General features: G+C 72.9%; 25 protein-coding genes. 15 read left to right on the top strand and 10 right to left on the bottom strand.

Annotation, left to right across the window (positions count from 1 at the left end):
• Positions 1-54: 54 nt before the first annotated feature.
• From AOM02_RS10315 to AOM02_RS10290, 6 genes are read left to right on the top strand one after another with little or no spacing between them, the layout of a single operon-like run.
• Complete coding sequence (locus tag AOM02_RS10315) at positions 55-1,137, top strand: polyprenyl synthetase family protein (RefSeq protein WP_062299075.1); 1,083 nt, start codon at positions 55-57, stop codon at positions 1,135-1,137.
• A complete protein-coding gene (locus AOM02_RS10310; RefSeq protein WP_062299074.1) occupies positions 1,134-2,024 on the top strand; it encodes a phytoene/squalene synthase family protein in 891 nt (296 codons plus the stop codon). Before AOM02_RS10315 ends, AOM02_RS10310 begins: the two co-directional genes overlap by 4 nt.
• Positions 2,021-3,637, top strand: a complete 1,617-nt coding sequence (gene crtI, locus AOM02_RS10305; RefSeq protein ID WP_062299073.1) for a phytoene desaturase family protein — start codon at positions 2,021-2,023, stop codon at positions 3,635-3,637. Before AOM02_RS10310 ends, crtI begins: the two co-directional genes overlap by 4 nt.
• Positions 3,634-3,963 (top strand): lycopene cyclase domain-containing protein, encoded by a 330-nt coding sequence (locus AOM02_RS10300; protein WP_062299072.1) that lies wholly within the window; start codon positions 3,634-3,636, stop codon positions 3,961-3,963. The genes crtI and AOM02_RS10300 overlap by 4 nt, the downstream gene beginning before the upstream one ends.
• Positions 3,960-4,271 (top strand): lycopene cyclase domain-containing protein, encoded by a 312-nt coding sequence (locus AOM02_RS10295; RefSeq protein ID WP_062299071.1) that lies wholly within the window; start codon positions 3,960-3,962, stop codon positions 4,269-4,271. Before AOM02_RS10300 ends, AOM02_RS10295 begins: the two co-directional genes overlap by 4 nt.
• A complete protein-coding gene (locus AOM02_RS10290) occupies positions 4,264-5,193 on the top strand; it encodes a prenyltransferase (RefSeq protein WP_082105027.1) in 930 nt (309 codons plus the stop codon). The genes AOM02_RS10295 and AOM02_RS10290 overlap by 8 nt, the downstream gene beginning before the upstream one ends.
• Before the next feature lie 12 nt (positions 5,194-5,205).
• On the opposite strand, the gene AOM02_RS10285 is transcribed toward AOM02_RS10290, so the two are convergent.
• Positions 5,206-5,646: a MarR family winged helix-turn-helix transcriptional regulator gene (locus AOM02_RS10285; RefSeq protein ID WP_062299070.1), complete on the bottom strand. Its 441-nt coding sequence runs from the start codon at positions 5,644-5,646 to the stop codon at positions 5,206-5,208.
• Between the two features lie 69 nt (positions 5,647-5,715).
• Here AOM02_RS10285 and AOM02_RS10280 point away from each other — a divergent pair, with 69 nt between their 5' ends.
• Positions 5,716-6,972, top strand: a complete 1,257-nt coding sequence (locus AOM02_RS10280; protein ID WP_062299069.1) for a Bcr/CflA family efflux MFS transporter — start codon at positions 5,716-5,718, stop codon at positions 6,970-6,972.
• Positions 6,973-7,107: 135 nt separating this feature from the next.
• Here AOM02_RS10280 and AOM02_RS10275 read toward each other — a convergent pair whose 3' ends face one another.
• From AOM02_RS10275 to AOM02_RS10270, 3 genes are read right to left on the bottom strand one after another with little or no spacing between them, the layout of a single operon-like run.
• On the bottom strand, positions 7,108-7,734 hold the full coding sequence (locus tag AOM02_RS10275; protein WP_062299068.1) for an aminodeoxychorismate/anthranilate synthase component II: 627 nt from the start codon (positions 7,732-7,734) through the stop codon (positions 7,108-7,110).
• Positions 7,731-7,898: a hypothetical protein gene (locus AOM02_RS14345; protein WP_156156178.1), complete on the bottom strand. Its 168-nt coding sequence runs from the start codon at positions 7,896-7,898 to the stop codon at positions 7,731-7,733. The genes AOM02_RS10275 and AOM02_RS14345 overlap by 4 nt, the downstream gene beginning before the upstream one ends.
• On the bottom strand, positions 7,895-8,698 hold the full coding sequence (locus AOM02_RS10270; protein WP_062299067.1) for a class E sortase: 804 nt from the start codon (positions 8,696-8,698) through the stop codon (positions 7,895-7,897). Before AOM02_RS10270 ends, AOM02_RS14345 begins: the two co-directional genes overlap by 4 nt.
• 118 nt (positions 8,699-8,816) lie before the next feature.
• Here AOM02_RS10270 and AOM02_RS14510 point away from each other — a divergent pair, with 118 nt between their 5' ends.
• Complete coding sequence (locus tag AOM02_RS14510; RefSeq protein ID WP_062299066.1) at positions 8,817-9,065, top strand: cell division protein CrgA; 249 nt, start codon at positions 8,817-8,819, stop codon at positions 9,063-9,065.
• Positions 9,066-9,583: 518 nt separating this feature from the next.
• On the opposite strand, the gene AOM02_RS10260 is transcribed toward AOM02_RS14510, so the two are convergent.
• Positions 9,584-10,351 carry a rhomboid family intramembrane serine protease gene (locus tag AOM02_RS10260; RefSeq protein WP_082099442.1) on the bottom strand — a complete coding sequence of 256 codons (768 nt, stop codon included), beginning with the start codon at positions 10,349-10,351 and terminating at the stop codon, positions 9,584-9,586.
• A 7-nt stretch (positions 10,352-10,358) separates the two neighbouring features.
• Positions 10,359-10,898 (bottom strand): peptidylprolyl isomerase, encoded by a 540-nt coding sequence (locus AOM02_RS10255; protein ID WP_062299153.1) that lies wholly within the window; start codon positions 10,896-10,898, stop codon positions 10,359-10,361.
• A 79-nt stretch (positions 10,899-10,977) separates the two neighbouring features.
• Here AOM02_RS10255 and AOM02_RS10250 point away from each other — a divergent pair, with 79 nt between their 5' ends.
• The gene (locus AOM02_RS10250; RefSeq protein WP_156156176.1) at positions 10,978-11,919 is read left to right on the top strand and encodes a hypothetical protein; all 942 of its coding nucleotides are present in this window, start codon (positions 10,978-10,980) and stop codon (positions 11,917-11,919) included.
• A gap of 51 nt (positions 11,920-11,970) precedes the next feature.
• On the opposite strand, the gene AOM02_RS10245 is transcribed toward AOM02_RS10250, so the two are convergent.
• On the bottom strand, positions 11,971-12,498 hold the full coding sequence (locus AOM02_RS10245) for a helix-turn-helix domain-containing protein (RefSeq protein ID WP_062299063.1): 528 nt from the start codon (positions 12,496-12,498) through the stop codon (positions 11,971-11,973).
• Between the two features lie 58 nt (positions 12,499-12,556).
• Between AOM02_RS10245 and AOM02_RS10240 the strand changes: the two genes are divergently transcribed.
• Together AOM02_RS10240 and AOM02_RS10235 are read left to right on the top strand one after the other, a co-directional pair.
• The gene (locus tag AOM02_RS10240) at positions 12,557-13,762 is read left to right on the top strand and encodes a benzoate/H(+) symporter BenE family transporter (protein WP_062299062.1); all 1,206 of its coding nucleotides are present in this window, start codon (positions 12,557-12,559) and stop codon (positions 13,760-13,762) included.
• 34 nt (positions 13,763-13,796) lie between these two features.
• Positions 13,797-14,189, top strand: a complete 393-nt coding sequence (locus AOM02_RS10235) for a heavy-metal-associated domain-containing protein (RefSeq protein ID WP_062299061.1) — start codon at positions 13,797-13,799, stop codon at positions 14,187-14,189.
• A gap of 3 nt (positions 14,190-14,192) precedes the next feature.
• On the opposite strand, the gene AOM02_RS10230 is transcribed toward AOM02_RS10235, so the two are convergent.
• Positions 14,193-14,909, bottom strand: a complete 717-nt coding sequence (locus AOM02_RS10230) for a cache domain-containing protein (protein ID WP_062299060.1) — start codon at positions 14,907-14,909, stop codon at positions 14,193-14,195.
• A complete protein-coding gene (locus AOM02_RS10225) occupies positions 14,906-15,667 on the bottom strand; it encodes a FadR/GntR family transcriptional regulator (protein WP_062299059.1) in 762 nt (253 codons plus the stop codon). The genes AOM02_RS10230 and AOM02_RS10225 overlap by 4 nt, the downstream gene beginning before the upstream one ends.
• A 130-nt stretch (positions 15,668-15,797) precedes the next feature.
• Here AOM02_RS10225 and AOM02_RS10220 point away from each other — a divergent pair, with 130 nt between their 5' ends.
• The 4 genes from AOM02_RS10220 (at position 15,798) to AOM02_RS10205 (ending at position 19,807) form a co-directional block, all read left to right on the top strand.
• A complete protein-coding gene (locus tag AOM02_RS10220; RefSeq protein WP_062299058.1) occupies positions 15,798-16,805 on the top strand; it encodes an ABC transporter ATP-binding protein in 1,008 nt (335 codons plus the stop codon).
• A 59-nt stretch (positions 16,806-16,864) separates the two neighbouring features.
• Entirely contained in the window at positions 16,865-18,028 is a 1,164-nt protein-coding gene (locus tag AOM02_RS10215; protein ID WP_082105026.1) for an extracellular solute-binding protein, read from the top strand.
• A gap of 106 nt (positions 18,029-18,134) precedes the next feature.
• On the top strand, positions 18,135-19,001 hold the full coding sequence (locus tag AOM02_RS10210; protein WP_062299057.1) for an ABC transporter permease: 867 nt from the start codon (positions 18,135-18,137) through the stop codon (positions 18,999-19,001).
• Complete coding sequence (locus AOM02_RS10205) at positions 19,001-19,807, top strand: ABC transporter permease (protein WP_062299056.1); 807 nt, start codon at positions 19,001-19,003, stop codon at positions 19,805-19,807. The genes AOM02_RS10210 and AOM02_RS10205 overlap by 1 nt, the downstream gene beginning before the upstream one ends.
• A 182-nt stretch (positions 19,808-19,989) precedes the next feature.
• Here the strand turns inward: AOM02_RS10205 and AOM02_RS10200 are convergent, their stop codons facing one another.
• A complete protein-coding gene (locus AOM02_RS10200; RefSeq protein ID WP_062299055.1) occupies positions 19,990-22,287 on the bottom strand; it encodes a beta-L-arabinofuranosidase domain-containing protein in 2,298 nt (765 codons plus the stop codon).
• Positions 22,288-22,413: the final 126 nt, after the last annotated feature.

Below are 22,413 nucleotides of genomic sequence, written 5' to 3'. Positions count from 1 at the left end.
ACGACGGCGCCCCCGGGGAATACCCCTGGGGGCGCCGCTGTCTATGCTGACGTGATGACGCCGCTGGGGACTGTCGACGGGGTGCGCGCCTTCGTCGAATCCACCCTCGACGCCGTGCGCGCGACCCTCGACGACCATGTGACCCAGGCGATGGCGGAGCTGCCCGCCGCCGGCACGGACTACCGCAACCTGTGGGCCTCCCTCGGGGACCAGTACCTGGGCGGCAAGAACCTGCGCCCCTCCCTCACGCTCGCGGCGTACGCGGGCCTGGGCGGCGAGGACCCCGAGGCCGTCGTGCCCGTGGCCGCGGCGATGGAGATGCTCCACACCGCGATGCTGGTGCACGACGACATCCTCGACGGCGACGAGGTTCGCCGTGGCCGTCCGAACGTCGCCGGCACCCGCCGCCGCGAGCTCGCGGGCAGCCGTCTCACCCCGGACCAGGTGGAGTCCCACGTGCTGTCGGCGGCGCTGCTCGGCGGCGACCTCGCCCTCGCCTCGTCCTACGACCTCATCTCGCGCGCGAAGCTTCCGGCGCACCACCGCATCGCGTGCCTCGACCTCGTCACCCGCGCGATCCGCACCACGATCGCCGGCGAGCTGCTCGACATGTACGGCGACATGGTCGCGCCCGAGGAGGCCAACTCGCTGCTGGTGGCGGAGCTCAAGACCGCGACCTACTCGTGCATCGTGCCCCTGCTCGCGGGCGCGCAGCTCGCGGGAGCCGACCCGACCATGGTCGGCCACCTCGAGAAGCTCGGCGCCTCGCTCGGGCTCAGCTTCCAGCTCGTCGACGACGACCTCGGCGTGTTCGGCGACCCGGAGGTCACCGGCAAGTCGGTGCTGTCCGACCTGCGCGCGGGCAAACGCACCGAGCTGCTGCGCCTGGGCTTCCAGCAGGCGGACGATGCGGGTCGGGCGCTGCTCGCCGCCGCGGTCGGCAACCCCGACCTCGACGAGACGTGGGCGGCGCGCGTGCGGGAGGTGCTCATCGAGTCGGGCGCGCGCGAGCGGGCGCTGCGGGTCGCGCGCCAGCACGCGCGCATCGCGCGACGCGTCGCGTCCGAGCGGATCCCCGCGCCGCTGTCGGGCTACCTGGTCGACCTCATCGACAGCCTCGAGGACCGGCCGTCGTGAGCCGCCGCTCCCGACGTCGCCAACACGACGACGAGACGGCCACGCTCGCCCTCTACGACGCGACCGCGCGCGACGCCGCCTCCCGCGTGATCGCGCGCTACTCGACCTCGTTCGGCCTCGGCACGCGCATCCTGCCCCGCGCCGAGCGCGCGCACATCCGCGCGGTCTACGCGATGGTGCGGGTCGCCGACGAGATCGTCGACACGTACCGCGGGGACGATGCGGCGGACCAGCTCGCGCGCTTCGAGGCCGAGGTGCATCACGCCATGGAGGCCGGCTTCAGCTCGGACCTCGTCGCGCACGCGTTCGCGCTCACCGCGCGCGAGGTCGGCATCACGCGCGAGCAGACGGACCCGTTCTTCGCCTCGATGCGCATGGATCTCACCGCGACCGCCCACGACGACGAGTCGCTCGCCCGCTACATCTTCGGCTCCGCCGAGGTGGTGGGGGAGATGTGCCTCGCGGTCTTCGTCAACACCGGCCACGGCCCGCGCCCGCTCGCGCCGGACGTGCGCGCCGGGGCGCGACGGCTGGGCGCGGCGTACCAGAAGGTCAACTTCCTGCGGGACCTGGCGACCGACGACGGCGACCTGGGCCGCTCGTACTTCCCCGGCGTCACGGCGGCCACACTGGACGATGCGCGGCTCGCCGCGCTCGTCGCGGACTGCCGGGCGGACATCGCCGCGGCCGAGGAGACCCTGGGCGCGCTGCCGCCGCGGGCGCGCGCCGCGGTCGGCACGACCATCGACATCTACGGCCGCCTGCTCGACCAGATCGCGGCGACGCCTGCCCGGCGCCTCGTCACCCGCAGGGTCCGCGTCCCCAACCCGGTCAAGGCGACGCTCGCGGCGCGCAACCTGGTCGCGGCGCGCAGAAGGCCCGCATGAGCGGGCCCCGGATCGCGGTGATCGGCGGCGGCGTCGCGGGGCTCGCCACGGCGGGGCTGCTCGCGCGCGGCGGCGCGGACGTGGTGCTGCTCGAGCGGCATGCGTCCCTGGGCGGCCGCATGGGCCGCGTCGAGGTCGCGGGCCACACGTTCGACTCGGGTCCGTCCTGGTACCTCATGCCCGAGGCGTTCGCCCAATGGTTCGCGCTCATGGGCCGGGACGTGGAGGAGGAGCTCGACCTCGTCGACCTGGACCCGCGCTACCGCGTGTTCTTCGAGGGCGACGACGCGTGGGGCGCCGCCGAGACGCTCGACGTGTCCGCGGACCCCGAGGAGAACTGGCGCCGCTTCGACGCGCTCAGCCCCGGCGAGGGCGAGGCGATGCGCGGCTACGCGGAGGAGGCGGGGCTGCTGTACCGCTTCGCGCTCGAACGCTTCCTCTACACGACCTTCGCCCGCCCCCAGGCGGCGATCAACGGCGACGTCATCCGTCGCCTCCCCCTGCTCGCGGGCCTGCTCAGCCGCTCGCTCGGCGCGCGCATCGCGGCGCGCGTCAAGGATCCGCGCCTGCGGCAGATCCTCGGCTTCCACGCGGTCTTCCTCGGCTCGTCGCCGGAGCGCACCCCGGGCCTGTTCTCCCTCATGAGCCACCTCGACCTCACGGACGGCGTCCGCTACCCGCGCGGCGGCATGTACGCCCTCACCGAGGCGATCGCGCGGGCCGCCCGCGAGGAGGGAGCGGAGCTGCGCACCTCCGCACCCGTCGCCCGGATCCTCGTCGACGACCAGGGCTTCGCGACCGGCGTCGAGCTCGAGTCGGGTGAGGTCGTGCGGGCCGATGCGGTGGTCGGGGCGGCGGACCTCCACCACCTCGAGACGGCCCTGGTGCCCGAGCCGTGGCGCGCGCACCCCGAGCGGGCATGGCGACGCCGCAAGCCCGGCGTGAGCGCGCTGCTCGTGATGGCCGAGGTGGACGGCGACGTGCCCGAGCTGGCGCATCACAACCTGTTCTTCACGCGCGACTGGGACGCCAACTTCGACGCGATCCTGGCCCGCGAGCTCCCGCCGGTGCCCGCGTCGGTCTACGTCTCCCGCGTGGGCGCGACCGACCCGGCCGTCTCGCCCGACGGCAAGGACTCGCTGTTCATGCTGGTGCCGTTCCCGGCGGACCCGGGGCTCGGCTCCACGCCGGAGTCGCGCGCGGACCTCATGGCGCTGGGACGCCGCTACCTCGCCCAGGTCGGCACGTGGGCCGGGGTGCCCGACCTGCCCGAGCGGTCCACCGTCCTGCGCGTCACCACGCCCGCCGACTTCGCGGACGGGCTCGGCGCGTGGCAGGGCGGGGCGCTCGGCCTCGAGCACACGCTGCTGCAGTCCGCGGTCTTCCGCCCCGCGAACGTGTCCTCGAAGGTGCCGAACCTGCTCTACGCCGGGGCGTCGACCGTGCCCGGCATCGGGGTGCCCCTGTGCCTCATCTCGGCGGAGCTGGTCGCCAAGCGCCTGCTCGGCGCGGTCGACGTCGGCCCGCTGCCCGCGCCCGCGCCGCGCGGCTTCCTCGGGCGCTCGCGCGACGGGGGCGTGCTCGGCAACCTCGCGCGGCGGGCGGGCTCGTGACGTCGCTCGCCTACCTGGGCGCGCTGCTCGTCTCGCTCGCGGGCCTCACCGCGATCGACGCCCGGTACCGGGTCGCGGTCTTCGACCGCCCGCGGCAGGCCCTGCTCACGATCGCGATCGCCGTCGTGGCGTTCCTCGCGTGGGACGCCGCGGGCGTGGGCCTCGGGATCTTCTTCATCGGCGACGCGCCGTACCTGTCGGGCGTGCTGCTCGCACCCGAGGTGCCGCTCGAGGAGCTGTTCTTCCTGATCCTGCTCTCGTACCAGACGCTGCTGCTGTGGCGCTGGCTCGACCGGCGCCACCGCGCGCCGCGGGAGGCGGCATGACCTACGTGCTGCTGTCCGTGGCGGTGCTCGCCCTCATCGCCGCGGTGACGGTCCCCACGCTGCGGCGCCTCCCGCATCGTCCCCTCCTGCTCACCGGGCTCGCGCTGATCGTGCTCACCGCGGTCTTCGACAACGTCATCGTCGGGCTCGGGATCGTCGCCTACGACGACGCGCTCATCTCCGGCATCCGCGTGGGCTCCGCGCCGGTGGAGGACTTCTCGTACACGCTGGGTGCCGTGATGCTCGTGCCGGCGCTGTGGACGTGGCTCGACCGTCCGACCCCGTCCGAGGAAGGCCGCGATGCTTGAGGAGCACGACCCGTCGCGCACCGCCGGCGCCTCCACGCCCGGCCTGCTCGCCTCCCTGGTGCGCGCGTCGCGGCCGGTGTCCTGGATCAACACCGCCTTCCCGTTCGCGGCGGCGTACCTGCTCGTGACCCGCGAGATCGACGCTGTGCTCGTGGTCGGCACGCTGTTCTTCCTGATCCCGTACAACCTGCTGATGTACGGCATCAACGACGTCTTCGACTACGAGTCGGACCTCGCCAACCCGCGCAAGGGCGGAATCGAGGGCGACGTGGTCCGCGACCGCGCCTACGCGCGGCGGGTGCACCGCGCGATCCTGTGGGCGTGCGTCGTCACGGTGCTGCCGCCCTTCGTGTGGCTGCTGCTGCAGGGCTCGATCGCGGCGGGGGTGACGCTCACGCTGGTGCTGTTCGGCGTGGTCGCCTACTCGGCGCCGGGGCTACGGTTCAAGGAGCGGCCGTTCCTCGACTCGCTCACCTCCGCGCTGCACTTCTGCGGGCCGCTCCTCTACGCGCTGGTGGTCGCCGACGTGCCGCTCCTCGACGACGGCGCGTGGCCGGTGTGGGTCGCGTTCATCCTGTGGGGCATGGCGAGCCACGCGTTCGGCGCGGTCCAGGACGTGCGCGCGGACCGCGAGGGCGGGATCGGCTCGGTCGCGACCGTGATCGGCGCCCGCGCCACGGTGTGGTTCGCGATCGGGCTGTACGGCGCATCGTCCCTCGTGCTGCTCGCCCTGCCGTGGCCCGCGACGCTCGCCGCCCTGCTCCCGCTCGCGTACGTCGCGTCCGTGGCGCGGTTCACCGGCGTGACCGACGAGACCTGCGAGGACGCCAACCGCGGGTGGCGCACGTTCCTGTGGCTGAACCAACCGGTGGGCTTCGCGGTGACGATGCTCGTGATCGCGATCTGGAAGGGCTGGGGCTAGCCGCCGGCCGCCTCAGCGCGCGCGGAGCCCCGACTCGAGGCGTTCCAGCAGGTCGACCGTCGCGCAGGCCTCGTCGACGGCGTCGCCGAGCGCCGCGCGCACGCGTGCCGCCCAGTACGCGCGGATCCGGTCGAGGCTCTCGTCCGCGAGCGCGGTGGGATCGAGCCGCTGCTGGCGGTGGTCCGACGCATCCGGGGAGCGCCGGACCAGCCCCTTGTCCTCGAGGCTGCGCAGCGCGGCCGAGAGGTTGGGGCGGCGCAGGCCCGTGCCGTCGGCCGCCGCGCTGGGCGAGGTCCCCGGGTGGCGGTGCACCCATCGCAGGACCGCGGTCTCCGTGCCCGTGAGCGGGACGAGGTCGAGCCCGCCCGCCTGGGGATCGAGATCGCGCGCGATCCGCATGACCACGTCGGCGAGCTCCGCGAGCCGGCCGTCGGTGGGGTCGTCCTCAACCATGCGACAGAGGCTACCGCTCCGCGATGAATTTAGTTATGATTTCATCATCACCCCGGAGAGGAACCGTCGATGACCGCTGCCCCGAGCACCACTCGTACCGCCGCGCCCGCGGCCGCCGGCGCCGCCATCACGGCCGCGCTGCTCGCGGTCCTCGGGCTGCTGTCCGCGATCGCGCCGTTCGCGACCGACCTCTACCTGCCCGCCTTCCCGCAGATGGCCGAGGAGCTCGGCACGGGCGCGACCACGGTGCAGCTCACGCTCACCGCGTTCCTGCTCGGCGTGACCGCCGGCCAGCTGGTGTTCGGCCCGCTCTCGGACCGCTTCGGCCGCGTGCCCCCGCTGCTCGCGGGCGCCGTGCTGATGGTGGCCGGCGGCGTCGCGACCGTGCTCGCCCCCTCGGTCGGGGTGCTCGTGCTCGCGCGCCTCGCGCAGGGCCTGGGCGGCGCGGCCGGGATGGTGATCGGCCGCGCGATCATCGCCGACCTCGCGACCGGCAAGGCCGCGGCGCGCGCCTTCAGCCTCATGATGATCGTCGGCGGCGTCGCGCCCGTGATCGCCCCGGTGGTGGGCGGCTTCCTGGTCGAGCCCCTGGGCTGGCGCGGGATCCTCGGGATCGTGCTCGGCCTGTCCGTCGTGATGCTCGTCGCCGTCGTCGCCGTGGTGCGCGAGTCGTACCCCGCCGAGCGCCGCCTCGCGGACCGCGCCGAGCGCATCGCCTCGGGCTCGCCGCTGCGCGCGCTCCGCTCGCGGGAGTTCCTCGGCTACGCCGCGGCCTTCGCCTTCGCGTTCGCCGTGATGATGGCGTACATCTCCGCCTCGCCGTTCCTCTACCAGGACATGATGGGCCTCGACTCGACCGGGTACGGGCTGGCCTTCGGCGTGAACGCGCTCGCCCTCATGGTCGTGAGCGCCCTCTCGGCCAAGGCCGCGCAGTCCCGCGACGTGCGGCTGCTGCTCGTGCTCGGCGTGCTGCTCGTCCTCGCGTCCACCCTGGTCCTCGGGCTGATGGTGGTGCTCGGCCTGCCCGCCGGCTGGCTCGCCCTGCCGCTGTTCACCGCGGTCGGCAGCATGGGCCTCGTGTTCGGCAACGCGACCGCGCTGGCGCTCGACGCCGTGCCCCCTGCCGCCGCCGGCGCCGCCTCCGCGGTGCTGGGCGCCCTGCAGTTCGGCCTCGCGGCGCTGGTCTCCCCGCTCGTCAGCATCGGCGGCGCCACCGCCGTCCCGCTCGCCGCGGTGATGGTGACGTGCGCCGTGATCGCCGCGTTCGCGCTCGTCTCCGCGCTGGGCTGGCGGACCGTGGGCGCGCGGGTGCGCGCCGGCGTCTAGCTAGCCGGTCGCGTCCGGGCTGCGCAGCGCACCGTCCCGGATGTCGCACGGGACCGCGATCGGTGCGACTTCGGAGCCCGCGCGGTCCCGCTTGTCGCATGATCGCCTGATCGATGCGACGTGCAGACCGGGGGGCTATCGGCGGACGAGCGGGCTGAGCCCGGCCGAGCGTCCCTCGGGGTCCGGCATCCCGCACACCTCGAGCCAGTTCGCGAGCAGCCGGTGGCCGCCCTCGGTCAGCACCGATTCGGGGTGGAACTGCACCCCGTGCAGCGGCAGCTCCTTGTGCTGGAGCCCCATGATGATGCCGTTCGCGGTGGACGCGGTGACCTGGAGCTCGTCGGGCACCGTCGGGTTCTCGACGGCGAGCGAGTGGTAGCGCGTCGCGGTGAACGGCGACGGCAGTCCGTCCATCACGGAGGCGCCCTCGTGGCTCACGTCCGAGGTCTTGCCGTGCATGAGCTCGGGCGCGTGCGAGACGACGCCGCCGTACACCTCGGCGAGCGCCTGGTGGCCGAGGCAGATGCCGAGCATCGGCGTGCCCGTCTCCGCGCAGCGGCGGATGACGTCAATCGAGGAGCCCGCCTCGGCGGGGGTGCCGGGGCCGGGGGAGATGAGGACGCCGTCGTAGTCGGTCACCTCGCCCGCCTGGGCCACCGCATCGTTCCTCACGACGACCGTCTCGGCGCCCATCTGACGCAGGTAGCCGACGATCGTGTAGACGAACGAGTCGTAGTTGTCGACGACGAGGATGCGCGTCATGGCACGGCCTCCACATTCTGGTCCTGGATGTCGAAGGTGACCGAGAACCACGGGTACACCCACTGGAAGAGCACCGCGACGATCGCGGCGATGAGGACGATGATCAGGAGCACCCGGAGCCAGGCCGGGCCCGGCAGGATGCGCCAGACGAACGGGAAGATCATGGCTGCGGGATCTCCTCGAGGATCTCGGGGGGCACGCCGATGCCGGTCGGGGCCCAGTACTCGAGCTCGCCGTGGACGACGTACCGCTCGGCCGCCGAGTACATCGGGTGGCACGTCGTGAGCGTGATGTAGTAGCCGTCGGGCGCCGCGTCCAGGTCGCCCGGCTTCGGGGCGATGACCTCGACCTGCGTCGGGTAGACGATGAGGTGGTCGGTGACCCGGTAGACGTACCAGGCCTCCTCCGTCTGCACGACGAGCGCATCGTCCTTCTCGAGCTCGGCGATGCGGTTGAACGGCTTGGCGTACGTGGTGCGGTGCGCCGAGATCGCGAAGTTGCCGTACGCGCCCGGCATGCCGGTGCCGGGGTAGTGGCCGATGCCCAGCACGTCGAGCACCTCGGTGCGGGTCACGCCCTCCGAGATCGGCTTGACGTAGTCCGTGCCCCACCGCGGGACGTAGAACGTCGCGAAGGTGGTGGTGAACGCGGGCTCCTCCATGACCGGCGCCGTCTCCGGGGGCATGCGCGCGCCGACGGGGATGACCTCGGGGCCGTGGTCCTCGTCCTGCGCCTGCGCGACGATCGGGTCGGTGTAGGCCCAGTCGAGCGTCTCGAGAACGTGCTCCTGCTCCTTGCCGGCGATGACGTCGGTGTAGAACAGCTGCCACACGACGTACAGGCCGATGACGGCGCCCGCGATGATGAGCAGCTCGCCCACGAGCGAGACGAGGCGCGTGCCGAGTCCGGCGCGCCGGCGCCGCGGGGCGTCGGGCTCGGTGGGGACCTCGACCGATGCCGTCATGATGCGACCAGCCTACGGGAGCCCCGCACCAGCGGGAATCCCGCTTCGGGACCCTCTCTCGGTACCCTGGGACCCATCCCCGCGCGCCTGCGCGGGCGCAGAACCCACGGAGTTGACAGTGGCAGTCTCGAAGAAGCGCGACCAGAAGGTCTACAAGGCCCCCCGCAACCTGGGCAAGCCCCAGAGCGACAACCCGAAGTGGCTCCTGCCCACGGCATTGACGCTGCTGGTGCTGGGCCCGGCCTGGATCGTCGTCTACTACGTCTCGAAGGCGCAGTTCCCCATCCCGGGCATCGGCGACTGGAACCTCGGCTTCGGCTTCGTCTTCATGGCGGCGGGCATGGTCCTGCTCACCCGCTGGAAGTGAATCACACGGCTGTAGTTATCCCCATCGCCGTCCACAGCGGTGGAGAAACCACACGGGTGTAGTTATCCCCCGACTGTGCAGAACGGTGGGGATAACTACACGGATGTCATTCACACCTGTGGATGAGTGTGGGGAAACCGGGGGATGAGCCCGTACTTGTCCACAGGCCCGTCCTGTGGAGAAAAAGGGGCCGTGCCTGGGGAGGCGGTGTCCACACCGGACCCGCCGGCCCACGTGGGGCGCCGCGTCACCCGGCGCCAGCCGTACCGCTCAGGGTGCGTTCCAGGGCTGTTGAGGTGCTCCCCGTACCGCTGAGCGTGCAGCCGCACCCGGGGCCGAGGCGCCGCGCCCCATGAGCGGTACGGGAAGGCTCCGAGAGGGCGCGATCCGCACCACCAGCGGTACCGCTGGAGCGACGACGAGCGCAGCGGGCGACGACGGGCGGCGGTGGACGATGCGCCCGGAGACGACGACGGCCCCGCCGCGGCAGCGACGGGGCCGTGTCAGCGCGTGAGGCGCTACGCCTTCTTGCGGTCCACCCAGTGGAGCATCGCGAGCATCGTGAGCGCGCCGACGACCGCGCCGCCCAGGTGGCCCTGCCACGAGATGCCCGGGATGACGAAGCCGAGCACGAGCCAGAGCCCGGCCGTCGTGACGAGCGCCCGGTAGTCGAGCCGCAGCTTCAGCAGCACGACCGCGTACGCCGCGATGATGCCGAAGATCGCGCCCGAGGCGCCGCCGTGCGCGCCGCCGTCGGCGAGGAGCTCGACCGCGGCGGAGCTGCCGATCAGCGACGCGCCGTAGAGCAGGCCGAAGCGGAGCCGTCCGAGGATGGGCTCGAGCTGGGACCCGAACTGCCACAGCACCAGCATGTTCATGCCGATGTGCCAGATCGAGAAGTGGACGAAGCCGGAGCTGATCCAGCGGTACCACTCGTCGCCGATGCCCATCGTGGCGTCGCCGGCCGCGGGCAGGAGGGCCCAGCGGGCCCACCACAGCTGCTTGCCGAGCACCATGTACCCGTACACGAAGGCCGCGACGTTCGCGACGATGAGGCTGACCGTCACGTAGGGCGTGCCGTGGGCGGTGGCGAAGCCGAGCCGGTTGACCATCGGCCGGGCGGAGGCCTTCGCCTCGCGCACGCAGTCGACGCACTGGATGCCTACCGCGGCCGGGCGCTGGCACTCGGGGCAGGCGGGCCGTCCGCAGCGCTGGCAGCGGACGTAGGACACCCGGTCCGGATGCCGCGGGCACGTGGGCGCAGCGGCACCCGGATCCTGGGTCATACGAGTCTTACTCGGAGATCGTGACGCCGGTGATCATGACGTCCTCGAGGGGACGGTCACGGCCATCGGTGGGAGCGGCCGCGATCGCGTCGACGACGGCCCTGGACTCGTCGTCCGCGACCTTGCCGAAGATCGTGTGCTTACCGTTGAGCCAGCTCGGCTTGTCCACGGTGATGAAGAACTGCGAGCCGTTGGTGCCGCCCGGACGGCCGGTGATCGGGTTGAGGCGCTGGCCGGCGTTCGCCATCGCGAGCAGGTAGGGCTCGTCGAAGCGGAGCTCCGGGTGGATCTCGTCGTCGAAGTTGTAGCCGGGGCCGCCGGTGCCGGTGCCGAGCGGGCAGCCGCCCTGGATCATGAAGCCGGAGATGACGCGGTGGAAGACGAGGCCGTCGTAGAACGGGTCGTTCGACTTCTCGCCAGTCGCCGGGTTCTTCCACTCCTTCTCGCCGGTGGCGAGGCCCACGAAGTTCTTGACGGTCACGGGCGCGTGGTCGGGGTACAGCTCGATGCGGATGTCCCCTGCGGTGGTCTGAAGTGTTGCGATCATGCCCGCCATTGTTCCATGGCCCTCGCCACCACGCGCCTCAAGTGGCACGATGGACGGAAGGGTTGAGGACGGGTGCGGGTTGTCCGATGAGACCGGACAACAAGGCACGGACCAGGAGGAGCGCAACATGGGCAAGGTTTCTTTCCAGAGCTTCGACGCCGACAAGGCGCGCGATCAGGCGGCCGACGCGGCGAAGCAGGCGCGGGTGGCGGCGCGCGAGGCGTCCGATGCCGCACGCAAGGCCGCGAAGCGCGCGAAGGAGTGGGCCGAGCCGCAGTACGAGAGCGCCAAGGAGTGGGCCACGCCGCGCGCCAAGGAGGCCTACCACAAGGGCGCCGCGAAGGCCTCGCCCTACGTGCACAAGGCCGGCGACGCCACCGAGCACTGGGTCGACGTCGCGCACGCCGCGATCGTGGGCGCCGCCATCCCCGCGGTCCTGGCCGCGGTGGACGATGCGGCGACGACCGACGACGAGAAGGGCGGCCGCTCGTGGGGTCGGGTGCTCGTGCCGATCGCGCTCGCCGCGGCGGCCGGCGCCGCCATCGTCGTGTGGGCCCGCAAGGACCGCGACCGCGACCCGTGGGCCGGCGAGGACGAGGAGTGGGAGTTCGCCGCCGAGGGCGACTTCAAGGACAACCTGCGCCGCAACGTGAACAAGGCCGTCGACGCCGCCGCCGACGCCGCGAAGAAGGCCGCGGACGCCGCGACCGCCGCGGCGAACGCCGCCGCCGAGGTCATCAACGACAAGGCCGGACCCACGTACGAGAAGGTCCGCGAGGCCGCCGGCCCCGCCGCCGAGCAGATCCGCGACACCGCCGTCACCGAGGCCAAGAAGGTCGCCGATGTGGCCGGCCCGGCCTTCACCAAGGTCAAGGACACCGCGATCACCGAGGCCAAGAAGGTCAAGGAGGCCGCCGACGAGGCCCGCGCCCGCGCGGCCGAGGAGGTCGTCTCGACCATCGACGACGCCGAGGACGTGTGGGAGGACGTGGTCGAGGAGGCCAAGCCCGACGAGAAGTAGTCGGACATCGCGAGCGGGGCCCGGCCTAATGGCCGGGCCCCCCTCGCCGTGTCAGGCGTGCGGGGTGGTGACGGTGAGGAGCGCGCTCGCGCCGGGCTCGTCCGCCCGGTAGGCGTGGTCGACGTCGCTCACCCAGGTGAGGAGCTCGCCGGCCTCCGCGCGCCGCTGGGCGCCCACCGGCCCGGCGGTCACGGCGCCGCGGATCACCAGCAGGCGCTCGACCACGCCGGCGCCGTGCGCCCCGGAACGATGCTCGACGCCCCCGCCCAGCTCGAGCCGGTAGACCTCCACGACCGTGTCCGGTCCGGCGTCGACGTCGAGCAGCCGCGCGACGATCCCGTCCGCGGACACCTCGGCGCCGGCGGTCTCCGCGAGCAGCGCCGCGAGCGGCATCCCGAGCGCGGCCGTGAGCGCGTACAGCGTGGACAGGTTCGGGTTGCGCGATCCGTGCTCGATCTCGGACAACGATCCCTTGCCGATCCCCGCGGCGCGAGCGAGCGCCCCGAGGCTCATCCCGCGCTCCGCGCGCGCCTCGCGCACCCGCTCGCCGATCGCGCGCGCCAGCTCCGCCGTGTCCATGGCTCGAGCATACGGAAGCCCGTTCCATGAACGGAACACCGGTGCTAGCGTTCTGTTCATGGAACACTCGTGGCTGCGCCCCGCATCGGTCGGCGTGACGACCGCGCTCGTGGGCTTCACGAGCTCCGTCGCCGTGCTCATCGCGGGTCTCACGGCCGTCGGCGCCACGCCGGAGCAGGCCTCCTCGGGGCTGACGGCGCTGTGCGTCACGGTCGGCCTCGGCACGATGCTGCTGTCCTGGCGCTTCCGGATCCCGCTCTCGCTCGCGTGGTCCACCCCCGGCGCCGCGCTGCTCGCGACCCAGGCCTCCCTCGGCTGGCCGGCCGCGGTCGGGGCGTTCCTCGTGACCGGCGCGCTCATCGCGGCGGTGGGCCTGTGGCCCCGCCTGGGCCGGCTCGTCGCCGCGATCCCCGCACCGCTCGCGCAGGCCATGCTCGCCGGCGTGCTCGTGCCCCTGTGCCTGCGTCCCGTCACGGAGCTCGCCGCCTCGCCGTGGCTCGTCGCGCCGGTCATCGGCGTGTGGCTCGCGCTGCAGCGCCTCGCCCCGCGCTGGGCGACGCCGGCGGCCTTCGCCGCGGCCCTGGCGGCGATCGCGCTGGAGGCGGGCACGGGCGTGGTCGACGCGATCGCCGCGCCGAGCCTCGTCGTCACCGCGCCCGCGCTCAGCTGGGCGGCCGCCGTCGGCATCGCCGTGCCGCTGACCGTGGTCACGATGGCCTCGCAGAACGTCCCCGGCGTCGCGGTGCTCGCGAGCGCGGGCTTCCGCGCACCGTGGCGGGAGACGATGCTCGTCACGGGGGCGGGCACCGTGCTGGGCGCGACGGCGGGCGGGCACGCGATCAACCTGGCCGCGATCACCGCCGCGCTGCCCGCGTCGCCGGACGCCGATCCCGAGCCCGGCCGCCGCTGGATCGCGGCGTTCACCGCCGGGGTCTCGTACCTCGTGCTCGCGGGGGCGGGCGCGACGCTCGTCGGGCTGTCGCACGCGAGCACGACCGCGATCCTCGCGGTGGTCGCCGGCCTCGCGCTCCTCCCGACCCTCGCCTCGTCGCTCGCCGGCGCCTTCGCGCACGCGGACGACCGGCTCCCCGCCGCGGCCGCCTTCGTGCTGGCCGCGAGCGGCACGACCCTCGCGGGGGTCGGCTCCGCGTTCTGGGCACTCGTCGGCGGGCTCGCGGTGCGGGCCATCCTCCGCGCCGCGCCCCGGCGGACGCGGGTCCCGGTGCCGGCCCCGGTGGGTGCGGATACGGGACCTCGGTCTTGACCTTGCCCCGGGGTGGAAGGAATACGGTCGGACCATGGAGATCATGACCCACGTGCCCGGGACCGTCGTCGAGCTCGCCGTCTCCGGCATGACCTGCGATGGCTGCTCGTCCCCCGTCGAGAAGGCGCTGACCGGCCTGGCCGGCGTGCGCTCGGCCTCCGTCGACCACGCGAGCGGCCGCGCCGTGGTCCTGCTGGCGGCCGACACGAGCGCCGAGGACTTCGCGTTCGACGCGGACGCCGCGATCCACGACGCCGGCTACACGCTCGAGGGGGCGCAGGCCCGCGCCGAGCGCGCGCCGCGCTCGGGCGGTGGCGGCTGCGGCGGTGGCGGCGCGTGCGGCTGCGGCGGCGAGGCGAAGGCCCCGGAGCCCGTCGTCGCGAACGAGGCCGGCTGCTGCGGCGGCGGCTCCGACGGCTGCTGCTGAGGCTCAGGCGGCGCGCGACACCGCGAGCGTGCCGCCGCACCCCGGGACGGGGTGCCACTCGCATGCCCAGCCGAGACGCCGCGCCGGCGTGCCCGGCTCCACCCCCGCATCGGTCGCGGCGATCACGCGCCCGGCGGCGGTCCCCAGCACGGCCGGCACCGCGGCCGCGCCGATGACTCCGTCCGTGAGCCGTTCGAGCCGCGCGACGGACAGGTCCGCGCCCACCACTCCGGCCAGGCGGCCGTCGACCTCGACGGGCATCGTCAGCGTGAGGGTGAGCTCGTCGGTGCACAGGTAGTCGATGTACGGCCCCGCGAGGTAGGCGCCGCGGCCCTCGACCGCGCCGCGCCACCACTCGAGCCGCGTGTAGTCGTGGAACGACTCGTCGAGCGGGTCCTCGATCGAGACGAGGCGGCGCAGCGTGCCCGGACGGCCGCCGAGCCCGACCCCGTTGGCCGCGCTCGCCCACCACGCGAGGTGCCAGGGCGCGTCCTCGAGGAAGCCCGGCGCCGCGACGAAGCCCGCCCCCAGGGTGGGGCGTGCGTCCGCGAGCGACGGGGCCACCAGCCATTCGACCGCCTCGTCGACATCGGTGGACGATGCGCCGCCCCCGGACAGGACCGCCTCGAGCCGGTCGCGCCAGTCCGAGACCTCTGCGAACAGGGGCGCGAGCGAGGCGCCGAGCACGTCGGCCATCTCGAGGATCGCGGCGGTGATCATCGCTCCGCCGCCTCACGGATCGCGAGCAGCCGGTCGACCAGCCAGCCGACCTGCTCGACGACGACGGCACGAGCGTGCTCGGGGCTCTCCTCGGCGATCGCCGCGATCAGCCGCCGGTGGCGCGCCGCGTTGCCGGTCACCACCGCGTGCTCCTGAAGCGCGATCCACAGCAGCGGGCCGAACTCGGCCTGCAGGCGGACCTGCTCCGACACGAGCCTCGCGGAGCGCGACAGCGCGGCCACCTCGAGGCGGATGCCGTTCTCGGCGCGCCGCGCGGCGGCGCCGCTCGCGGACGCGCCTCCTTCGACGAGGAGCGCGAGCGAGTCGACCTCGTCGGGGGTCGAGAACAGCGCCGCACGCTCCGCGGCACCGCCGGCGATGAGGCCGTAGACCAGGCCCATGTCGCGCAGCTCGACCCGGGACATGTCGGTGAGCCGCGAGATCAGCGCGGACCGCGCATCGTCCCCGCTGCCGCACACGAAGCTGCCGCCCGCGCGCCCGCGGCGCGTCTCGATGAGCCCGCCGGAGCGCAGCGACTCGAGCGCCTCGCGCGCCGTGACGGTCGCGACGCCGAACTGCCGGCCGAGCTCCTGCTCGGTGGGGAGCCTCTCACCCTGCTCGAGCAGGCCGAGCTGGATCGCGTCGGCGAGGCGCTGCGCGACGGCCTCCGCGCGGCCCACGGGAGCGAGCGGGGCGAAGATCGCCGCGTGCGTCGCCGACCTCGCGGCCGCGGCCCCCGGCCCCCACGACATGCCCATGCGGCTCCCTTCTCCGGCCGCCATTGTCGCCCCCGCGGGCGCCGGCGCAAAGGTCTGGGTCCAGAGATTTAATCGAGTTGTTACACGCAGACCCTTGCATTAGACATCTGGAACTAGATGAATAGCCCGCATGGAGTCAGCCATCCGCCTACGAGGCCTGCACAAGAGCTTCGGCGACACGATCGCGGTCGCCGACCTTGACCTCGACATCGAGCCGGGCGAGTTCTTCTCGATGCTCGGCCCCTCGGGCTCGGGCAAGACCACGGTGCTGCGCATCATCGCCGGCTTCGAGCAGCCGACCCGCGGCACGGTCTCGTTGTTCGGCACCGACGTGACGTCGCTCCCGCCGTTCACCCGTCCCGTGAACACCGTCTTCCAGGACTACGCACTGTTCCCGCACCTCAGCGTCATCGCGAACGTCGAGTACGGCCTCCGGGTCGCCGGCGTGGGGCGCAAGGAGCGCCGCGCGCAGGCCGAGGAGGCCCTGGGCGCGGTGCGCCTCGCGGGCCTCGAGGACCGTCGCCCGCACGAGCTCTCGGGTGGCCAGCGCCAGCGCGTCGCCCTCGCCCGCGCCATCGTGCTGCGCCCCCAGGCGCTGCTGCTCGACGAACCGCTAGGCGCGCTCGACCTCAAGCTGCGTGAGCAGATGCAGGTCGAGCTCAAGGAGCTCCAGCGCTCGCTCGGCATCACCTTCGTGTTCGTCACCCACGACCAGGACGAGGCGCTTACCCTCTCCGACCGCGTGGCCGTCTTCGACGCGGGCGAGGTCGTGCAGCTCGGCACGCCGCGCGAGGTCTACGACCACCCGCGCAACCGCTTCATCGCGTCGTTCGTGGGCTCGTCGACGCTCCTCGAGCCCGACGTCGCGGCGGCCCTCGGCCTGGCCCGCACGCCCATGGCCGTCCGCCCGGAGCGGGTGACCCTGGCCGAGTCCGGGCCGGGCGTGCCCGGCACGATCGCCGAGGTCATCTACACGGGCCCCGAGCACCGCATCGTCGTCGACCTCGACGGGCTCGACGCCCGCATCACCGCCCTCGAGCCGAACATCGGCGCGCACCACCGCCGCGAGCGCGGCGACCGCGTCATGGTCACGATCGAGCCCGCCGCCGCGGCGCCGCTCGAGCCCGAGGCCGCCTGACCGCACCACCCGCACCACCCGCAGCACCCGCAGCACCCCACCAAGGAAAGGAAGTCCCCGTGTCGAAGTCCCTGTCCCGCACGGCCCTCCGGGCCGGCCTCGCGTCTGTCGCGGTCGTCTCTCTCGCCGCCTGCGGCACCTCCAGCTCGGATGGAGGCTCCGCGGCCGCCACCGAGCTCGGCGACACCGAGGGCGCGGTGTCGATCCTCGCGTGGCCCGGCTACGTCGAGGACGGCAGCAACGACGCCTCCGTCGACTGGGTGTCCGGCTTCGAGGAGGCGACCGGCTGCATGGTCGACGCCAAGACGTACGGCACCTCCGACGAGGCCTACCAGCTCATGCAGAGCGGCGGCTACGACGTGGTCGCCGCGTCCGGCGACCTCACCCTGCGCCTCATCGCCGGCGACCTGGTCGCCCCGGTGAACACCGACCTGCTCGAGAGCTACGACGGCATCTTCGACTTCCTCAAGGACAAGGAGTGGAACTCCGTCGACGGCGTCGCCTACGGCGTCCCGCACGGCTACGGCGCGAACCTCCTCATGTACAACACGGACGAGGTCACCCCGGCCCCGACCAGCTGGGACGTCGTCTTCGACAAGGCCTCGGACTACGCGGGCAAGGTCACCGCGTACGACTCGCCGATCTACATCGCGGACGCCGCGGTCTACCTCATGACCCACAACCCGGAGCTCGGCATCGAGAACCCCTACGCGCTGGACCAGGACCAGTTCGACGCGGCGGTCGAGCTCCTCAAGACCCAGCAGGAGAGCATCGGCGAGTACTGGTCGGACTACCTGCTCGAGATCCAGGCCTTCGAGTCCGGCGACTCCGTCGTCGGCACCACGTGGCAGGTCATCCAGAACTCCATCTCGACCGGCAACACCGACGTGGTGCTGCCCGAGGAGGGCGCGACCGGCTGGTCCGACACCTGGATGATCGCGTCCGAGTCCGAGGCGCCGAACTGCGCGTACGCGTGGCTCGACTACATCGCGAGCCCCGAGGTCAACGCCCAGGCGACCGCCTACTTCGGCGAGGCCCCGTCATCGTCGGCGGCCTGCGACTTCCGCGACGACTGCGAGGCGTACCACGCGGGCGACGAGGAGTACGCGGCCCAGATCTGGTACTGGACCACCCCGGTGAGCGACTGCGTCGACGGTCGTGACGACGTCGAGTGCGTCGACTACTCCGAGTGGACCAAGGCCTGGCAGGAGATCAAGGGCTGACGCCCGTCGCGGGGACGATGCGCATCGTCCCCGCGGCCGCGCCGGGCCCCGGCCCCCTTGGGGCCCGGCGCACCCCCTCCCCCCGCATCGTCCCCGCGAAGGAAGCATGACCACGCACCGCCTCTCCGCCTACCTGGCCCCCCGCCGGCGCCTCCGGCTCGCGAGCCTGCTGACCGCGCCCGTGCTGTGGCTGGGCCTCGTCTACGTCGTCGCGCTGGCCGCGCTGCTCGTCACGGCGTTCTGGACCGTGAACGAGCTCACCGGCCAGGTGCAGATCGAGTGGACCACCGAGAACGTCGTCGAGGTCCTCACCGAGGCGCTCTACCGCACCGTGACGCTGCGCACGCTGGGCATCGCGCTGCTGGTCACCGTGGTCGACATCATCGTCGCGGTGCCGGTCGCGTTCTTCATGGCGAAGGTCGCGAGTGCCCGGCTGCGCCACCTGCTGGTCATCGCCGTGCTGGCGCCGCTGTGGGCGTCCTACCTGGTGAAGGTGTACGCGTGGCGCGCGCTGCTGTCGTCGGACGGGCTCATCGAGTGGGCGGTCTCCCCGTTCGGCGGCTCGACGCCCGGCTACGGCATCGTCGGCATCGTGCTCACGCTGTCGTACCTGTGGCTGCCGTACGTGATCATGCCCATCTACGCGGGCTTCGACCGCGTCCCCGACCGCCTGCTGGAGGCCTCGGCCGACCTGGGCGCGAAGGGCTGGCGCACGCTCGTGTCGGTGGTGCTGCCCACCATCTGGCCGGCCATCATCGCGGGCTCGATCTTCGCGTTCTCGCTCAGCCTCGGCGACTACATCACCACCCGGATCGTGGGCGGCTCGACGCAGATGATCGGCACGCTCGTGTACACGAACGTGGGCGCGGCGAACAACCTGCCGCTCGCCGCCGCGATCTCCCTCATCCCGATCGGGATCATCCTCGTCTACCTCGCCGCGGTCCGCCGGACCGGTGCCCTCAGGAGCCTCTGATGCAGCTCGGTCGCGTCGCCCGCATCGTCCTCGCCACCATCACGGTGGTGGTGCTCGCGCTCATTTACCTGCCCCTGGGCGTGGTGTTCCTCAACTCGATCAGCACGTCGGAGAGCCTGTCATGGCCGCCGCCGGGGTTCACGCTCGAGTGGTGGGGCCGCGCGCTCGAGAGCACCGGCGCGCTCGAGGCCCTCGGCACGTCCGTGGTGGTGGCGCTCATCGCGTCCACGATCGCCCTCGTGCTCGGGACGCTCGCGGCGATGGCGCTGTCCCGCTACCGGTTCTTCGGCAAGGAGACGGTCAACCTCCTCATCGTGCTGCCGATCGCGCTGCCCGGCATCGTCACCGGCATCGCGCTCAACAACGCGTTCCGCACCCTCATGGGCGTGGACCTCGCGATGTGGACGCTCGTGGTCGCGCACGCCACGTTCTGCATCGTGACCGTCTACAACAACGCGTTCGCGCGGCTCAACGCCTCCGGCACGCGCCTCGAGGAGGCGTCGATGGACCTCGGCGCGGGCCTCTTCACCACCTTCCGGCTGGTGACCTTCCCGTACCTCAAGTCCTCGCTGATGGCAGGCGGCCTGCTGGCGTTCGCGCTGAGCTTCGACGAGATCATCGTCACCACGTTCACCGCCGGCTCCGGCGTCACGACGCTGCCGCTGTGGATCCTGCAGAACATGTTCCGCCCGTCGCAGGCGCCCGTGGTCGCGGTGATCGCCGTGATCCTCGCGGTGCTGTCGGTGATCCCGCTCGCGATCGCGCAGCGGCTCACCGCGAAGGATGCGGAGGCGGTGGCCCGCTGAGCGTCCGGCCCGAACCCGTTCCGGCCCGCCCCGCCCCGCCCCGGCCCGCCCGTTTCGTAAGTCACACCGCTGACGACCGGTGCGTCCGCATCCGTGCGGCGGGCGCGGATCACGTGTCGCCGGATGTGTGACTTGCGGCGGTCGGGGCGGGCGGGGCGGTCGGGGCGGGCGGGGCTCCGGCGCTACGCGGGCGGCGTCATGAGCGCGACCGCGGCGATGCCGGCGGTCGCGCCGCCCGTGCCCGCCTCGAAACGCACCTCGATGCCGTCCTCGGGGACGTCGACCTCGTAGACGGCCTCGACCACGTCGCCGTAGAGCGGCACGTTGCGCACGGTGCTCGACGCGGGGACGGCGACCTCGCCGGCCAGGCGCACCACCGCATCGTCCCCGCCCGCGGGCAGGCCCACGAGCGAACGGATCCGCACCAGGTGCGGGCCGGCCGCCTTGGGCTTGAGCCGGTACGAGAACCAGTCCTCGGCCATGCGCCAGCTGCGCGCGTTGGTCCACTCGATGCGGGACGCGTGCGAGACGTAGCCGTGGTCCATCTCGGACTGCTGCTCGCCGGGCGCGACGACGTCGACCACGTCCGCGTCCTCCAGCTCGTCGCGGTCGAGCTCGAGGAGCATCTCGCGGACCTCGTCGGCCGAGGTGCCGATCGGCAGGTAGACGGTGCAGCGCTCGTCGTGGATCCCGTTGTACGGCTCGAGGGCGAGCTCGACCCGCTCCGGCCGGTCGCCGTCGAGGCGCCACGCGGCCAGGGTCGCGGCGGCGCCCTCGACGCTGATCTCGAGCGCGCCCTCCTCGCCCTCCGCCAGGACGGCGGGGGTGTCGATCATGCGGCGCTTGGGCCCGATGGCGACGTGCGGCGCGTCCTTGCCGGTCGCGATCGCGCCCTCGAGCGCATCGTCCCCGTCGCGATGCGCGAGCACGAACGGGCCGTAGCGGAACGACGCCCACGGCGACCCGTCGGGCAGCCCCTCGAGCGCGAGGCGCGGCTGGAGGTCGAGGACGATGCGCATCGTCCCCTCCCAGCGGTTCTGCAGGGCGACCTCGCCGGCGTCGGGCACGACCGCCGCCGTCTCGCCGTCGAGCGCCACCTCGGCGCCCTCCGACCACTCGGGGATGCGCAGCCGGACGGTGCGCTCGTGGGGGACCTCGGCCGTCACATCGATCTCAACGCGCCACGACTCCTTCAGGTCCGCGCGGACCTCGATGCGGATGCCGTCCCAGTCGAGAATCGCGGGCTCGTAGATCTCGACGCGCGGGCTGTCGCCGTCGCGCGAGAACAGGAAGCGGTCGTAGCGGCAGTGGCTCTCGAGGCCGGAGCCGACGCAGCACCACATCGACTCGCCGTGGCTCGAGTACACGCGATAGTGCGCGGGGCGCAGCGGGGAGAAGTAGACGAAGCCGCCGTGGCCCGGGTGCTGGACCGTGAGCGCGTGGTTGAGGATCGCGCGCTCGGCGAAGTCGACCAGCTCGAGGTCGTCGCTCTCCTGGCGGAACAGGTCGGTGAGCTGGAGCATGCCGAACGTGTTGCAGGACTCGGGGCCGAGCGCCTCGAGGACCATGGCGCGGAAGTCGTCCGCGGGGTGGAAGTGCTCGCGGACGCCGTGCCCGCCGATCGACACCGTGCGGTCGTGGACCACCTCGTCCCAGAACTGGTGGGCGGCGCGCGTGAGGTCCTCCGCGCCGGACCGCGCGTAGCCGACGGCCTTGGGCACCTGCGTATTGGCGTGCAGGCCCGTGAGGCGGTCCTCGCCCGCGAGCAGCGGGTCGAGCAGGAGGTGGTGGGACCAACGGCGGCCCTCGGCAGCGAGGTCGTCGCGCCCGGTGAGCGCGGCGAGGCGGAAGAACGCGTCGTTCATGCCGCCGAACTCGGCGGTGAGGATCGTCTCGATCTGCGCGTCCGAGAGGCGGGCGCTGATCCCCATCCACCAGTCGGCCCACGCGACCGCCATGGCGAGCGCGTCGTCCTGGCCCGCCGCCTCGTACGCGTCGATGAGCCCGTTGAGGACCTTGTGGAGGTTGTACATCGGCACCCAGCGGCCGTTGAGGGCGAAGGGCTCGGCGTCGATGTGGCCGGCGCGCAGCTCCTCGCCGAGCTCGACGCCGCGGGGCGTGCCTCCGAGGTAGCCGGTGCCCACGGCGTCCTGGCACTCCCGCAGCCCGTCGAGCATCGCGCGCAGGCGGGCGTGGATGTCGTCGCGGCCCGTGGCGGCGTAGAGGTGGGAGAGCGCGGACAGGTAGTGGCCGCCGATGTGGCCGTCGAGGCCGCGCGACTCCCAGTCGCCGTAGGACTCGGCGACGGCGGTCAGGCCGGCCTCGCGGCGGTAGGGCGCGAGCAGACGGTCGGGGTCGTGAGCGAGCGCGGTCGCGACGGAGCGCTCGAGGGCGTCCAGGAGCGGACCCCCGGTCAGCGTGATGGCGCCCTGCGGGAAGGAGCGCGGCGCGGGCTCGTTACAACGTTGGAAATCACCCATCCCACGATGGTATCCCGGACCGCGGCGGGACGATGCGGGCCGTCGGGCCGCGCGCATCGTCCTGTGGTTCTCGGCCTGGCGCGGCGCTCCTCGCGCGCCCCGTTGATACGCATGCGCTCGCACCGC

It is taken from the genome of Demequina maris, from assembly GCF_000971155.1.
Classification (GTDB): Bacteria; Actinomycetota; Actinomycetes; order Actinomycetales; family Demequinaceae; genus Demequina; species Demequina maris.
The sequence above is the reverse complement of the archived record's forward strand: the minus strand, read 5'-3'. Positions and strand labels throughout refer to the sequence as shown.

Coding starts and splice junctions, on each gene's coding strand:
- AOM02_RS10315 (WP_062299075.1), top strand. CDS start 55: ATGACGCCGCTGGGGACTGTCGACGGGGTGCGCGCCTTCGTCGAATCC.
- crtI (WP_062299073.1), top strand. CDS start 2,021: ATGAGCGGGCCCCGGATCGCGGTGATCGGCGGCGGCGTCGCGGGGCTC.
- AOM02_RS10295 (WP_062299071.1), top strand. CDS start 3,960: ATGACCTACGTGCTGCTGTCCGTGGCGGTGCTCGCCCTCATCGCCGCG.
- AOM02_RS10290 (WP_082105027.1), top strand. CDS start 4,264: ATGCTTGAGGAGCACGACCCGTCGCGCACCGCCGGCGCCTCCACGCCC.
- AOM02_RS10285 (WP_062299070.1), bottom strand. CDS start 5,646: ATGGTTGAGGACGACCCCACCGACGGCCGGCTCGCGGAGCTCGCCGAC.
- AOM02_RS10280 (WP_062299069.1), top strand. CDS start 5,716: ATGACCGCTGCCCCGAGCACCACTCGTACCGCCGCGCCCGCGGCCGCC.
- AOM02_RS10275 (WP_062299068.1), bottom strand. CDS start 7,734: ATGACGCGCATCCTCGTCGTCGACAACTACGACTCGTTCGTCTACACG.
- AOM02_RS14345 (WP_156156178.1), bottom strand. CDS start 7,898: ATGATCTTCCCGTTCGTCTGGCGCATCCTGCCGGGCCCGGCCTGGCTC.
- AOM02_RS10270 (WP_062299067.1), bottom strand. CDS start 8,698: ATGACGGCATCGGTCGAGGTCCCCACCGAGCCCGACGCCCCGCGGCGC.
- AOM02_RS10260 (WP_082099442.1), bottom strand. CDS start 10,351: ATGACCCAGGATCCGGGTGCCGCTGCGCCCACGTGCCCGCGGCATCCG.
- AOM02_RS10255 (WP_062299153.1), bottom strand. CDS start 10,898: ATGATCGCAACACTTCAGACCACCGCAGGGGACATCCGCATCGAGCTG.
- AOM02_RS10245 (WP_062299063.1), bottom strand. CDS start 12,498: ATGGACACGGCGGAGCTGGCGCGCGCGATCGGCGAGCGGGTGCGCGAG.
- AOM02_RS10240 (WP_062299062.1), top strand. CDS start 12,557: ATGGAACACTCGTGGCTGCGCCCCGCATCGGTCGGCGTGACGACCGCG.
- AOM02_RS10235 (WP_062299061.1), top strand. CDS start 13,797: ATGGAGATCATGACCCACGTGCCCGGGACCGTCGTCGAGCTCGCCGTC.
- AOM02_RS10230 (WP_062299060.1), bottom strand. CDS start 14,909: ATGATCACCGCCGCGATCCTCGAGATGGCCGACGTGCTCGGCGCCTCG.
- AOM02_RS10225 (WP_062299059.1), bottom strand. CDS start 15,667: ATGGGCATGTCGTGGGGGCCGGGGGCCGCGGCCGCGAGGTCGGCGACG.
- AOM02_RS10220 (WP_062299058.1), top strand. CDS start 15,798: ATGGAGTCAGCCATCCGCCTACGAGGCCTGCACAAGAGCTTCGGCGAC.
- AOM02_RS10210 (WP_062299057.1), top strand. CDS start 18,135: ATGACCACGCACCGCCTCTCCGCCTACCTGGCCCCCCGCCGGCGCCTC.
- AOM02_RS10205 (WP_062299056.1), top strand. CDS start 19,001: ATGCAGCTCGGTCGCGTCGCCCGCATCGTCCTCGCCACCATCACGGTG.
- AOM02_RS10200 (WP_062299055.1), bottom strand. CDS start 22,287: ATGGGTGATTTCCAACGTTGTAACGAGCCCGCGCCGCGCTCCTTCCCG.